At 65.1% G+C, this 13,213-nt stretch carries 15 protein-coding genes; 2 read left to right on the forward strand and 13 right to left on the reverse strand.

The features are described from left to right. Nucleotides 1–16 precede the first annotated feature (16 nt). The 8 genes from WG900_RS18975 to WG900_RS19010 form a co-directional block, all read right to left on the reverse strand. Nucleotides 17–751, reverse strand: coding sequence for an SDR family NAD(P)-dependent oxidoreductase (locus WG900_RS18975; protein WP_339969756.1), 735 nt, complete (start codon nucleotides 749–751; stop codon nucleotides 17–19). Next, nucleotides 748–3,144, reverse strand: coding sequence for a phenylalanine--tRNA ligase subunit beta (pheT, locus tag WG900_RS18980; protein ID WP_339969758.1), 2,397 nt, complete (start codon nucleotides 3,142–3,144; stop codon nucleotides 748–750). The genes WG900_RS18975 and pheT overlap by 4 nt, the downstream gene beginning before the upstream one ends. Continuing rightward, complete coding sequence (gene pheS / locus WG900_RS18985; protein WP_339969760.1) at nucleotides 3,141–4,238, reverse strand: phenylalanine--tRNA ligase subunit alpha; 1,098 nt, start codon at nucleotides 4,236–4,238, stop codon at nucleotides 3,141–3,143. The genes pheT and pheS overlap by 4 nt, the downstream gene beginning before the upstream one ends. A gap of 104 nt (nucleotides 4,239–4,342) precedes the next feature. Continuing rightward, on the reverse strand, nucleotides 4,343–5,134 hold the full coding sequence (locus WG900_RS18990) for a helix-turn-helix domain-containing protein (RefSeq protein ID WP_339969762.1): 792 nt from the start codon (nucleotides 5,132–5,134) through the stop codon (nucleotides 4,343–4,345). A 258-nt stretch (nucleotides 5,135–5,392) separates the two neighbouring features. Continuing rightward, nucleotides 5,393–5,752, reverse strand: a complete 360-nt coding sequence (gene rplT / locus WG900_RS18995; RefSeq protein ID WP_339969764.1) for a 50S ribosomal protein L20 — start codon at nucleotides 5,750–5,752, stop codon at nucleotides 5,393–5,395. Between the two features lie 13 nt (nucleotides 5,753–5,765). Next, nucleotides 5,766–5,969, reverse strand: coding sequence for a 50S ribosomal protein L35 (gene rpmI, locus WG900_RS19000; RefSeq protein ID WP_310533579.1), 204 nt, complete (start codon nucleotides 5,967–5,969; stop codon nucleotides 5,766–5,768). A gap of 258 nt (nucleotides 5,970–6,227) precedes the next feature. Then, on the reverse strand, nucleotides 6,228–6,749 hold the full coding sequence (locus tag WG900_RS19005; protein WP_339969766.1) for a DUF1993 domain-containing protein: 522 nt from the start codon (nucleotides 6,747–6,749) through the stop codon (nucleotides 6,228–6,230). A 22-nt stretch (nucleotides 6,750–6,771) separates the two neighbouring features. Continuing rightward, entirely contained in the window at nucleotides 6,772–7,554 is a 783-nt protein-coding gene (locus tag WG900_RS19010; protein ID WP_339969768.1) for an inositol monophosphatase family protein, read from the reverse strand. A gap of 159 nt (nucleotides 7,555–7,713) precedes the next feature. Here WG900_RS19010 and WG900_RS19015 point away from each other — a divergent pair, with 159 nt between their 5' ends. Then, complete coding sequence (locus WG900_RS19015; protein ID WP_339969770.1) at nucleotides 7,714–8,658, forward strand: helix-turn-helix domain-containing protein; 945 nt, start codon at nucleotides 7,714–7,716, stop codon at nucleotides 8,656–8,658. 41 nt (nucleotides 8,659–8,699) lie between these two features. On the opposite strand, the gene WG900_RS19020 is transcribed toward WG900_RS19015, so the two are convergent. From WG900_RS19020 to WG900_RS19035, 4 genes are all read right to left on the reverse strand, one after another. Then, nucleotides 8,700–9,638 carry a ribose-phosphate pyrophosphokinase gene (locus WG900_RS19020; RefSeq protein WP_339969772.1) on the reverse strand — a complete coding sequence of 313 codons (939 nt, stop codon included), beginning with the start codon at nucleotides 9,636–9,638 and terminating at the stop codon, nucleotides 8,700–8,702. A gap of 250 nt (nucleotides 9,639–9,888) precedes the next feature. After that, nucleotides 9,889–10,203: a hypothetical protein gene (locus WG900_RS19025; RefSeq protein ID WP_339969774.1), complete on the reverse strand. Its 315-nt coding sequence runs from the start codon at nucleotides 10,201–10,203 to the stop codon at nucleotides 9,889–9,891. Between the two features lie 109 nt (nucleotides 10,204–10,312). Next, nucleotides 10,313–11,560, reverse strand: coding sequence for an MFS transporter (locus WG900_RS19030; protein ID WP_339969775.1), 1,248 nt, complete (start codon nucleotides 11,558–11,560; stop codon nucleotides 10,313–10,315). 82 nt (nucleotides 11,561–11,642) lie between these two features. Beyond that, nucleotides 11,643–11,948, reverse strand: coding sequence for a TFIIB-type zinc ribbon-containing protein (locus WG900_RS19035; protein WP_339969777.1), 306 nt, complete (start codon nucleotides 11,946–11,948; stop codon nucleotides 11,643–11,645). A 101-nt stretch (nucleotides 11,949–12,049) separates the two neighbouring features. On the opposite strand from WG900_RS19035, the gene WG900_RS19040 reads away from it, so the two are divergent. Then, a complete protein-coding gene (locus WG900_RS19040) occupies nucleotides 12,050–12,436 on the forward strand; it encodes a hypothetical protein (RefSeq protein ID WP_339969779.1) in 387 nt (128 codons plus the stop codon). A 54-nt stretch (nucleotides 12,437–12,490) separates the two neighbouring features. On the opposite strand, the gene WG900_RS19045 is transcribed toward WG900_RS19040, so the two are convergent. Then, nucleotides 12,491–12,973: a PA2169 family four-helix-bundle protein gene (locus WG900_RS19045; protein WP_339969781.1), complete on the reverse strand. Its 483-nt coding sequence runs from the start codon at nucleotides 12,971–12,973 to the stop codon at nucleotides 12,491–12,493. Nucleotides 12,974–13,213: the final 240 nt, after the last annotated feature.

The following is a 13,213-nucleotide window of genomic DNA, read 5'->3' on the forward strand; positions in this document are numbered from 1 at the left end:
AGGCTGGGTCAATTCGTCAGGAGGTACGGGCGACCTGAAAACCGGCGAAGCTCTGGCTTACCGGCATCATCTCGATCGTGTTGATATTGTAGTGCGGCGGCAGATTGGCGATCCACACCACGCTTTCGGCAATGTCGTCGCCGGTTAAAGGATCGGCCCCGCCATAAAGCGCATTGTGCGCCGCGCGGTCGCCGCCGTTGCGGACCATGGTGAAGCCGGTTTCAACCATGCCCGGCTCGATCGAGGTGACGCGCACCCCGGTGCCAGCAAGGTCAGAGCGCAGCCCGAGCGAGAATTGGCGGACGAAGGCCTTGGTCCCGCCATAGACGTTGCCGCCGGTGTAGGGATAGGTTGCCGCCACGGACGACAGGTTGATGATCGCGCCCCTGCGCTCGATCAGGCCGGGCAGCAGCTTGTGGGTGATTGAAACCAGTGCGGTGACATTGGTATCGATCATGGTCTTCCAATGGTCGAGATCGCTCGCCTGCGCGGGGCCAGTGCCGAGCGCCAATCCGGCATTGTTGACCAGCAGGTCGAAGCCTTCGAATCCGGTCAGCGCCTCATCGCGAGCCGCTTCATCGCGAATGTCGAACACGGCGGGGACGAAAGACTCGCCCAGTTCGCGCGCCAGTTCATCCAGGCGCGCCGCGTTGCGCCCGGTGCCGGCCACACGCCAGCCGGTCGCGATCAGCCCGCGCGCGCAGGCTTCGCCGATCCCGGCGCTTGCACCCGTGACCAGCGCGGTCTTCATCCGCGCAGCACCGCGCCAAGCTTCGCCGCTGCCGAGGTCACCTTTTCGGCGATGCCCTTGAGGTCTTCGTCGGTGTAGCTCTTCTCGCCCGGTTGCAGCGTGACTTCGATGGCCAGCGACTTGTGTCCTTCCGGCACGCCAGCCCCGCGAAAATCATCGAACAGGCGGGCGGCGACAATGTTGGCCTTGTCCGCGCCCTTGACCATGCGGACGAGATCACCCGCCGCCACGTCGATACCGACGAGGAACGCGAAGTCGCGCGTCACCGCCTGCAAAGCCGGCGGAGCATAGTGCGCGCGGGCGAAAGTTGCGGCGCCCTTCTTGCCGGGGATGGCATCGAGGAACAGTTCGACCATGGCGACAGGCACATCGATGTCGAAGGCCTTGGCGGTCGCCGGATGGATCATGCCGAAGCGGGCCAGCACATTCTTTGGCCCAAGTCGCAGCGTGGCCGACTGGCCGGGGTGGAATTGAGCCCCCGCCTCGCCCATGACCTGCAGGTTGTCGATCGGCGCGCCGGCCTCTGCCAGCAGGGCCAACGCTTCAGCCTTGGCATCGAAGGCATCGAATGGCGCGGCCTTGCCCGAAGCCCAGCCGCGCGGCGTGCGATCACCGGCCAGCAGCACGGCGAGCGACAGGCGCTCGTCGCTGTGACCGTGTTCACCGCGCAGATAGCGGCGACCGATTTCGAACAGACGCAGGCTGTCCGCACCGCGATCGACATTGCGGCGCGAGGCCGACAGTAGCCCCGGCAGCAGAGACGGGCGCATAGACTTCATGTCTTCGCTGATCGGGTTGGCGAGCGTCCACAAGCCGCCATTGCCATCGGCGAAGTGATTGGCCTCATCCTGCGGCAGGAAGGACCAGGTCACCGCCTCGTTCAGCCCGCGCGCGGCGGCGGCGCGGCGCAGACGGCGCTCCAGCTTCTGCGACGGGGTGGCGGTGGGACGGGCAACGCCGTCCGTGCGCGGCAGAGGCGCCGAGGCAATGTTGTCGAGCCCGTGGATGCGCACGACTTCCTCGACGATGTCGGGCGCACCGGCAACGTCGCAGCGCCAGCCGGGGGTGGTGACGGTCCAGTCGGCCGCCACGCTGAAGCCGAGCGATTCAAGGATCGCCTTCTGCCGTTCATCGGCAATCGGCACCCCGCCCAGCGTCGCTGCGAGCGCGGGGTCATAGGCCACGGCCTTCGCGCCCGAAGGCGGCGTTCCGGCGCGGATCACATGGCTCGCCTCGCCGCCGCACAGGCGCAGGATCAGGTCGGTGAGCAGGTCGAGTCCCGCATCGAGAAACTGCGGATCGACTCCGCGCTCGAAACGCTGGCGCGCATCGGATGTGAGGTTAAGCTTCCGCCCCGTCGAGGCGATGTGCGCCGGGTCGAAATAGGCGGTTTCGAGGAGGACGTCGGTGGTGCTCTCCGAACAGCCCGAGTGCTCGCCGCCCATAATGCCGGCGATGTCATGCACGCCGCTGTCATCGGCGATCACGGTCATCGTGCTGTCGAGCGTGTAGGTCTTTTCATTTAGCGCGACGACAGTCTCGCCATCCTGCGCCTTGCGCGCCACGACCGCGCCGTTCAATTGCGCGAGGTCATAGGCGTGGGCTGGGCGGCCAAAGGCGAGCATCACGTAGTTGGTGATGTCGACAAGCGCCGAGATCGGGCGCTGGCCCGCAGCTTTCAGCCGGGCCTGCATCCATTCGGGCGACGGACCATTGGTCACGCCCTTGATGACGCGGCCATAGAAAGCGGGGCAACCGGCGGGATCGTCGGTGCGGACCTCGACCGGGCAAGGGAACGAACCCTCGGCGCGGGGGGCCTCGACCGGCTTCAGCGTGCCGAGCCCGGCCGCGGCCAGATCGCGCGCAATGCCGTAGACGCCCATGCAGTCGGGCCGGTTGGGTGTGATCGAAACGTCGAACACCGGATCGGCGCCGTGGTAATCGGCAAAGGGCGTGCCGATGGGCGCATCGGCAGGAAGCTCGATGATGCCGTCATGATCGTCGCCGAGCTCCAGCTCGCGGGTCGAGCACATCATGCCGTTGCTCTCGACCCCGCGCACGGCGGCGACCTTGAGCACCATGCCATTGGCCGGAACCGTCGCGCCGGGCAGGCCGAGCACGCCGACAAGGCCAGCGCGCGCATTGGGCGCGCCGCAGACCACGGTAAGCGGCGCCGCACCTTCACCGGTATCGACGGTGAGCACTTGCAGCTTGTCCGCCTGCGGATGCTTTTCCGCCGTCAGCACCTTGGCCACGCGGAAGCCGGCCAGCTTTTCCGCCGGATTCTCGATGCCCTCGACCTCGATGCCGATCGCGTTGAGACGCGCGGAAATCTCCTCCACCGAAGCGTCGGTTTCGAGGAAGTACTTGAGCCAGGAGAGCGAGAACTTCATGCCGCCGCTCCTACGCCGCCGGAAAGGGTCGGCACTTCGAGCGCCGCGAAACCGTAATGCTGCAACCAGCGCACGTCGCCGTCGAAGAAGGCGCGCAGGTCGTCCATGCCGTATTTCAGCATGGCGAGTCGGTCGACGCCAACGCCGAAGGCGAAGCCCTGCCACTCGTCGGGATCGAGCCCGCCGAATTCGATGACCTTGCGGTTGACCATGCCAGAGCCGAGCAGTTCCATCCAGCCGTGGCCGGGTGCATCGCCGCTACCGCCCAGCACGCGCCGGCCGTTCTCGATGGCAAAGCCGACATCGACTTCGACCGAAGGCTCGGTGAAGGGAAAATAGCTCGGGCGCAGACGCAGGACGATATCCTCGCGCTCGAAAAAGGCCTTGAGGAAAGTTTCCAACGTCCATTTCAGGTGGCCGAGGTGGATGCCCTTGTCGATCACCAGGCCCTCGACCTGATGGAACATCGGCGTGTGTGTCGCGTCGCTGTCCGAGCGGTAAACGCGGCCCGGGGCGATGATGCGCAGCGGTGCGCCCTGCTTCAGCATCGAGCGGATCTGCACCGGCGAGGTATGCGTGCGCAGCAGCATGTCGCGGCCTTCGGCGTCCTTGTCCGGGAAATAGAAGGTGTCATGCATCGCGCGCGCCGGGTGGGTTTCCGGCATGTTGAGCGCGGTGAAGTTGTGCCAGTCGTCCTCGATCTCCGGCCCGGTAGCGACGGCGAAGCCCATGTCGGCGAAGATTTCCGCCAGCTCGTCCATCACCTGGCTGACCGGGTGGACCGAACCGCGCGGGGTCTGCGGGGCGGGGAGCGACATGTCGATCCGCTCGGCCGCCAGCCGCGCTTCAAGCGCCGCGCCTTCGAGCGCGTCCTTGCGGGCAGCCAGCGCCGCCGTCACGCTTTCGCGCAGCGCGTGGATCTTCGGCCCTTCGACCTGACGTTCCTCAGGCGACATCGCTCCCAGCGTCTTTAGCAGGCCGGAAATCGAGCCCTGCTTGCCGAGAAATTCAACCCGCAGTTTCTCCACGGAATCGACATCGCTTGCTGCCGCAATGCGGGCGAGCGCTTCCTGTCCTGTACTTGCGTGGTCCACGGGGATTGCGTCCTGCTGAAACTGGTTGAACGCGGCCCTTTAGAGGGATGGAAGGCGAGGGGCAACCTGCGCGGTGGCGGGAGCAGCCTGCGCGAAGGCGCGCGTCAGCCGCCACCTCCTGCCGGCGTATCAAGCCCCTGCACCGCCTTGCCGGCAAAGCGCGCACGTTCGCGCATCACGGCGGACAGGATCGGCTTGTCTAGCAGGCCGTATTGGCGCGGGGACATGCCCATGAACTGTTTGAAATCGTGAACAAACTGGGCCTGATCATGATACTGGCTGTCGAGCGCGCCAATCCACTTCAAGCTGGGATCGAGGACATATTTGGCCAAGCTGCGCAGGAACCTCTGGCGGCGCAGTAGCAACTTGGGCGAAAATCCGAAGGCGCGCTGGCAGACGCGCTCCAGGGTGCGCTGACTGATTCCGGCCCGCTCGACGAGCGCCGACACGTTGTCGACCTCGGGATCGATCAGCGCGGCATGGATCGCCAGGATCCGCGCCTCATCCGCCACGGGCAGGTGCTGCCGGTCAAGGAAGAAGGCGCTGATCCGCCCGAATTCAGCTTCAGGGTCGGCAGCGCCCTGGAAAAGGTCGCGCGCCATGCCGGAAAATTCGGCCATGGCGGGATGGCGATGGCCGTCGACCAGCGCATCGGCCCAACTGGCAGCATCGCTGCGGATGAACTTTGCCCAGCCAAGTGGCAGCACGCCGATGCCCCACATGCGGAAAGCACCGTCGAATTCAAAGCGCACGGCGTGGCTGCTGGGGCCGGTGAAAAAGAACCCGGTATCGCCGATCCGCGTTCCGCCATGGTTTTGCGCCACCAGCTCCGGGGTGTCGACAATGCGGAAGTTGGCCCATTCGGGATGGAGATAGTCAAACCGATTGCCGCGCACGTCCGTAGCGAATTCAACGCAGTAGAATGTCGTGAAGTACCGGAGCAAGGGCGTGGGTGGCCGAAAGAAATGGGCTTTTACTTCGCCAGTTTGCGACACCTGCACATTACCCCCGGTTCAATTCGGACTTCTAGCCCAATTGTTTCCCGCTCGGCAATCGCAGGCACCGGTCAAGCAACGAAAAAGGCGCGGGAAAAGCCAAAGCCTTTCCCGCGCCTTTTACAAATACCTTGCGGCAAACTACCCGATTGGGCCGGCTCAGGCCGGCAGGGCAGCCTTGGCCTGCGCGATGACAGCAGCGAAAACGCCGCCTTCGTTCATCGCCAGATCGGCCATGGTCTTGCGGTCGAGTTCGATGCCGGCCAGCTTGGTGCCGTGGATGAACTGCGAATAGGTCAGGCCTTCGGCGCGGACCGCAGCGTTGATGCGCTGGATCCACAGAGCGCGGAAGGACCGCTTCTTAACCTTGCGGTCGCGGTAAGCGTACTGGCCAGCCTTTTCGACTGCCTGACGCGCAACGCGGATGGTATTCTTGCGGCGGCCGCGGTAGCCCGCTGCCTGTTCAAGAAGACGCTTATGCTTGGCGCGGGTGGTAACACCCCTTTTGACACGTGCCATAGTTCAGAACTCCTCAGCTAAGCCCGTAGGGCGCCCACTTCTTGATTACCTTCGCATCAGCGTCGGAAATCGTGTCGGTACGACGGTGCTGGCGGATGTACTTGGCATTGTGGCTCATCAAACGGTGGCGCTTGCCAACTGCACCGTGCTTGATCTTGCCGGTAGCAGTAAGCCGAAAGCGCTTCTTGACGCCGCTCTTGGTCTTCATTTTGGGCATTTTGGTCTCCTGTTTCGAGAACACGTCGACTTGCCCTGGCAGCCCTTGTCGCCAGGCAAGTCATCGAAATCGTGTCGATGAAGGGCGCGCCCCTAAGGCAGGGCGCCCGCAAATGCAAGCGATTCGGGGGTAAGAGTCTCTGGCGAAATTCGCGGAAGAGCGAATTTCGGTCCGGCACCAGCCCGCTCCCCCTCCCGGCCACCCAACGAGATTGTATGCTCTGGGTGGCTGGGCGGGGGAGCGGGCCGGTGCCGACTCTCACACCTTCAAGCGGATCGGCCCAAGCCAGTCCATCTTGCCTATCGCCACACCCTGATTGCGCAACACGGCATAGGCCATCGAGGCGTGGAAGTAGAAATTGGGCAGCGCGAAGGACAGCAGGTAGTCTTCCACGGTGAAGGGCATCCGGCGCTCGCCGAAGACGAATGCGGTGTCGTTTCCGGCGATGACGTTCAGCTCTTCCGGGGTCACGGCCTTAAGTGCGGCAATCGCATCGGCCAGCTCGGCGGACAGCGCATCGAAGCTGGTGGGCGGCGGCGTCAGATCCGGCCCGGTCTCGCCCTTCTTGACGCCGGCGATGGCCCCGGCGGAATGCTGGATTGTCGCCATGACCTGCTTGGCAAATGGCCACATGTCGGGCGCGAGCCGGCTGTCGCACAGGTCCGCCTCTGACCCGCCCTGCGCCATGCAATGCTCGCGCGCCTTTTCGACGAGACCGGTGATCGGCCCGAGGATCTGCAGGAACGACGGCACGGTGGCCTGATACAACGATAGGGTCATGGCATTCTCTCTCCCGAAAAGTTCAGTGCGCGCAGGCCAGCGCCTCGATCACATCCTCGACCCGCGCCGGATCGCCGAGCGCCAGCACGTGGCCGGTCGATCCGGCGTGAAGCGGATCGCCGTTCCAGTCGCACATCGTGCCGCCCGCGCCTTCGACCACCGGCACCAGCGCGGCATAGTCATGCAGCTTCAGCCCAGCCTCGCAGACAATGTCGAGATGGCCCGAGGCGAGCATGGCGTAATTGTAGCAATCGCCGCCCATGACCATGCGGCGATGGTCGGTCTTGGCGGCCAGTGCCATGAAGTGCCCGCCTTCGTGATCGTCGAAATAGTGCGGCCCCGTGGTCGCCAGTGTCGCATCGGACAGGCTGCGGCAGGCACGCGTGCGCACCGGGTTACCGTTGAGTGTGGTCGGGCGGCCGCTGACGCCCAGCCAGCGCTCTTTCATCACCGGCTGGTCGATCACCCCGAGCACCGGCCAGCCTTCGACCACCAGCGCGATCAGCGTGCCGAACATCGCGCGGCCCGCCAGAAAGCCAGCCGTGCCGTCGATCGGGTCGAGCACCCAGGTGCGCCCGGTCGATCCTGGCGACGCGCCGAATTCCTCACCGTGTACGGCATCGCGCCCGGCTTCGGCCTTGAGGATGCGCCGCATGGCTTCTTCGGCTGCGCGGTCAGCCTCGGTAACGGGGGTGGAGTCGCCTTTTCGCTCGCTCTGCATGTCGGCGCGGAACCAGGGAAGGATGGCTTCACGCGCCGCATCGGCGAGGCGAAGGGCTAGGGCAATATCGGGCTCAAGGTTCATCGCACAGCCTCCTGCCCGCTAGGTGGGCAAGCGGTCAAGATGCATCGGCTTTGGCGCAAAATGCCAAGTTTGCCCTTTGAGAAAGCTGTAAATCGATGCAATTCTAGACAAGCTGGCGCAACGACGTCGGTCCGGGGCAAAACGGGACGCAACTGGGGTATGCATAAAAGGGCCATTCCGGCGATCGATGCAGCGCTGACTCCGCGGCAGGGGGTAACGCGCCTCGGCCAGCCGATGTCGTACAACCGCGGCCCGGCCTGTGATCTCGCACCCTGGATCGGCCGGCTTTATGTTACCGCGGTCGATCTGCCGCCCGATTACCGCCTCGATTGCAGCCTGCTGAACGACGTTGCGGTGATTCGCATCCAGCTGTCCGGACAGTGGAAGGCCGTGACCGGCAAAGGCGTGATGGAAATGGGCAAGTCGGCGTTGCTGTTCGGCCCGCAGATGAAAGCCATGCCGATCAGCGTCACCGGCAGCTTCATCTCGATCGGTTTTGCCGTGCGGCCCGGAACCGGCGCGGCGATGGGCTGGGCCAGTACGGCCAATATCATCGACCGGCTGTTCCACCTTGATGACGTCGGCCTGCCCGGGACGGAAATCCTCAACCAGATCGACCCGGAAGGCGATGCGGAAGACTGGCTTCTGGTGATCGAGGCGGTACTTCGGGCAGAAGTGGCGCGGCGCAAGCTGGGCTTCCCCGATCCGATCACCTCGCGCTTCGAAGTGCTGTCCTACCGCGATCCCAACGCCCGGATCGAAGACTTTGCCAAGGACTGCGGCATCGGCCTGCGCCAGCTGGAACGCATCGTGCAGCGTGATTTCGGGATGAGCCCCAAGCAGGTCATGCGCCGCGCCCGTGCGCTCGACATGGCCGCCCACCTGCGCGGCGTGGCCGACCACGAAGAAGCCGAGCAGATCATGCTGCGCTATTACGACCAGAGCCACCTGATCCGCGACTTCACCAAGCTGTTCGGCATGAGCCCGCGCCAATTTGTCCAGCGCCCCCTGCCGCTGATGACGCTGACGCTGGAAAACCGGCAGGCGCGGCGCCTGGAAGCGATCAAACGGCTCGAACCGGGCGCCGCGCGGCCCTGGGAGTGAATGGTCTGGCAGGAGCGTTCATGCGCTCCTGGCGGCCGGCCTCAATCGAACAGGCTGGAGACCGAGCTTTCATCGGCAATGCGGCGGATGGCCTCGCCCACCAGCGGCGCGATGCTGAGCACGCGGATACGGTCAGATGCCGCTGTTGCTTCGGTCGGCTGGATCGAATCGGTGATCACCAGTTCCTTGAGCGCCGAATTGTTCACCCGCTCAACCGCCTTGCCCGACAACACGCCGTGCGTGAGGTAAGCGGTGACGCTGGCCGCACCGGCGGCCATCAGGGCCTCGGCAGCGTTGCACAGCGTGCCGCCCGAATCGATGATGTCATCGATCAGGATGCAGGCGCGGTCTTTCACGTCACCGATGATGTTCATCACTTCGGACGATCCCGGCTTGTCGCGGCGCTTGTCGACGATCGACAGCGGCACGTTCTCACCCAGCCGCTTGGCCAGTGCGCGGGCGCGGACCACGCCGCCGACGTCGGGCGATACGACCATCAGCGACTGCGCATCATACCGCTCCATGATGTCCGCCGCCATGACCGGCGCAGCGTAGAGGTTGTCGGTCGGGATATCGAAGAAGCCCTGGATCTGTCCGGCGTGGAGGTCCACTGCCAGCACGCGGTCCGCACCTGCTTCGGTGATCAGGTTGGCTACCAGCTTGGCCGAGATTGGCGTGCGCGGGCCGGGTTTCCGGTCTTGCCGGGCATATCCGAAATAAGGCGTGACGGCGGTGATGCGGGCAGCCGATGCGCGGCGCAGCGCGTCGATGCAGATCAGCAGTTCCATCAGATTGTCGTTGCACGGATAGCTGGTCGACTGGACGACGAAAACATCCTCACCGCGGACGTTCTCGTGAATTTCGACGAAGACTTCCTCGTCGGCGAAGCGGCGGACCGAGGCGTCGGTCAGCGGCAATTCCAGATAGTCGGCGATCGCACGGGCGAGCGGGAGGTTGGAGTTGCCGGTGAGTATCTTCATGGCCTGTTCCCCTGCTGGCCCACTGGATGCCGCGATGCGCGAAGCCGGACCGGTTCAAGCGCCCTTAACGGCCCGGGACATGATTGCAACCGCGGTTCAGGCGCTATGGCGATAAGGTTTGGGGATAGCCGATGTGAAAATGGCCGAAGAAACAAGCGGAGTTGGAAGGCGAGCCCCGTGCTCGCCTCCCGGCCCGCGCGACCCGGTCAGTCCCCGCTCAAACCGGCTGGTTATCGAAATAGATCGCCGGTTAGCGGCGAACGCGCCAGCACGAGTGATAGCGGCGACCGTCCTTCCAGCGATAACCGCAGCGCTGGGTCCAGCCCTTGTGCTTGCCCTTGCTCCAGCCCTTGTGCGCCTTGGCCGGCTGAACACGCGTGGTAACGTGGCTATAGCCATTGGCATTGCGAACCGGGCTGTGGAGCACGGCGCCGGCGTTCGGGTTGGCGTGAACGTTGGCATGGGCTCCGGCATGTGTTCCGCCGCGCATGGCGGGAGGATCGGCAGAGGCAGCGCCCGATGCGGCTAGCACCATGGCGGCGATGGCGGCAGTCAGCTTCTTCATTCTGCGTACTCCTTCAAGGGTTGGCGACGCCGCATGAGGAACCGAACGCAGCGCCGCCTGTGCAGGGAAGAACGCACGAGCGGGGTAAAGGTTCTTGGCCTTTGTGATATCAACTCGCCGCAGGCCGCTTCCACGCCAGCGGCGCGATGCGCGGGATGATCACGCCCCATGCGGCCATGCCCGCTACGGCCAGCGCCGCCGCGATCAGGAAGGCAATGCGGTAATCGCCGGTCGCATCGATCGAGAAGCCGGTGACGACCGGGCTGATCATCCCGGCAAGCCCCGCAAAGCCGTTCTGCAGCCCCATCCATTTGCCCGCCGCACGTGGTCCGGCGAGCGTCTGGCCAATCGACATGATCGAGAAGTAGCCGAGCCCGTTGCTCAGCCCGTAAGCCAGCAGGCCGGCAATCGCGAGTTCGGGCACGCCGGTGGCGCAGGCCAGCATGCACAGCACCGCCACCACCATCGACGCCTGGACGAAGAACCGCCGCACCTTGCCCGGATCGGTGCCGCCCGCCACCAGCCGGTCGGCCATTTTGCCAAAGACCAGCCCCGACAGCGAGGCGATCACGTAAACCGCGCCGCCCAGCCAGGCCATCGTCACGATCGAATAGCCGTGCTGGCGCACCAGAAACAGCGGCAGCCACGACAATACGAGGAAGTAGGCATAGTTCGAGAAAAAGTGCCCCAGCATCGCTCCCCACATCTCCCGCCGGGCCAGCATCTCGGCAAAGGGCGGGGCGGTGTCGGGCGTGTCGGGATCCGCATGGGGCAGCGCCTCGGGCTGGCGTATTCGCAGCCAGGGTATCAGCCAGAGCAGCGACAGCCCGCCGAAGACGAAGAACAGCGCGTGCCAGCCGAGCCATGCCATCAGCAGTCCGCCCAAGAGGATGCCGACGCCGTTGCCCATCATCAGCCCCACGCCGTTCCACGCGTTCGCTGTGGCCAGCCGTTCGGGCGGAATGTACATCGCCAGCAGCTTTGAACTCGCTGGAAAGGCGCAGCTCTCGCTCAGCCCCAGCACCACGCGCAGCACCAGCAGCGAGACGAAGCCGCCGGCGAAACCGGTGAGGATCGTCGCCAGCGACCACACTGCCAGCCCCGCCGCCAGCACGCGGTAAGCGCCCCAGCGCTCGACCAGCCAGCCCGATGCCGCCATGCCCGGAACATAGGTCCAGAAGAATGCCGAGATCAGCACACCCATCTCGCCATTGGTCAGGCCGAGATCGCCCTTGATCATCGGCGCAGCGGTGGAGAAATTGCCCCGGTCGAGCGCATTTATGAAGATCGCCAGCGCCAGCAGGGTGACCACCCGGTTCGCCATTGCCCGCTGATCCCGCGCCGCGTCTGCCTGCATGCCCCGCCCTTCCCCGTCTGCCCGGAGCAGGTGCTATGCGATCAGACCGCCTCCCGCCAGAGCATTCCGCGCTCCCCGCGCGTCAGTCGACCTGCACATAGGGCGAGACACGGACCGGCTTGCGGCCAAAGCCGCGATCCGGCGAGGAAGGCTGGAAATGGCCCAGCCATCCTCCGCCGCCCCCAAGCTCGCGCGGCGGTGGCGGCGCGGGGGACGTCTGCTGCGCTGCACCGCTGGACGCAAGCAGCCTGTCGAGCGCGCCGCGATCAAGCCACAGGCCAAGGCACTGCGGGCAGTGATCGACCCGTACGCATTGCCGATCAGTCGTTTCCAGCGGGACGCAGCAGGCGGGGCATTTTGCGTCGGCGCTTGGGAAAGGGGAGTGCATTGGATTGTCTCTCGGAGTGCTGGGATTGGAATGGAAACACGGGTGCAGGCATTGAGTTCCTTTCGCCTCGATCTTAACTCTTGCCGCCTAAGAACAGCGGGATGAGGCAGGTGTTCATCTGGGCCGGCGTGGCGCTGTGCCTGTTTTCGCTGGTGGTCATCGCCCGGCGTGACTGGCTGCGCCTGACCCTCCCATCCCGCCGTGTGATCGGCCGTGTCACCGGCCACCGCATAAAGCGCGACGGCGACGGAACGGGCTATGCCGCGATCTATGCCTTCGAGACCGAGGGCGGCCATCACGAAGTCATCGACCAGGTCATCGCCACCACCCGCCAGCCGTCCAAAGGCACGCTGGTGGAGCTGACCCATCCTGCCGGCCACCCCGACCTTGCCCGCCCGCCGCGACCGCTGATGTGGGCGGCGATCTATGCCTTCCTTGCGGGAACGGCTGGCCTTCTGGCGGCCCTGGGCCTGGGCTGGGCGGACTAGCGCATCGGAAAAGGGGCGGATCGCTCCGCCCCTTCCTTCTGACGTTGCCGGGGATCAGTTCGTATAGCTGCTGCCTGCCGGGCTGTGACGCTCCGTGCCGTGCTTCAGCGCCGACATCTCGTCATGGCCCGCCTTCACCGAATCCCAAGCCTTGTTCACGGCATCGCGGGCCTCGGGCGAAAGGTCGGCGTGGCGCAGAGCGGCCTCGAACTTCTCCTTGAGGTAGTCCTCGCCGCGTTCGATCTCTGCGATAATCGCCGCGTCGTCGCGGGTCGACACCACTTCGCGCAGCGACTGGAAGGCGCGGTGGACGGTGCCCATGACCGAGCCATCGTCTTCCGGATTGCCGCCCGCTGCAGCGACTGCCGCCTGCAGGCCGGTGATCGCCTGCTGGCGTTCGCGGGCCCGGGCGTTGAACAGGTCGGCGTAACGGGGATTGTCAACGTCGCCGGCCGACTTCTGATAGCCCTCCACGCTGTCGATCAGCGTGGCGATCAGGGTGTTGAGCGTGGTCGTGGTTTCATTGTGTTGAGTCATCGGGGCTATCCTCGAGGGTTGTTCTGCTCCCTAAACACTTGATGTCGCCCGGCGGCTTCTCGGCTGGTCGCAAGTCCAGTGCGGCCTGACGAACTGCCGCCGGGTTAGTTGATGATATACATGCTCAAGCGCGATTCCCGCCAAAGGGGGTGCGCCAGATGCGGCAAAGCCGCGCGGGTGGGCGCGGCTCTGGGGGGATGGGATGGACGTTAGGAAAGAGCGATTTGCCCGGATCATCGC

The organism is Novosphingobium aquae (genome assembly GCF_037572715.1).
Lineage (GTDB): Bacteria > Pseudomonadota > Alphaproteobacteria > Sphingomonadales > Sphingomonadaceae > Novosphingobium > Novosphingobium aquae.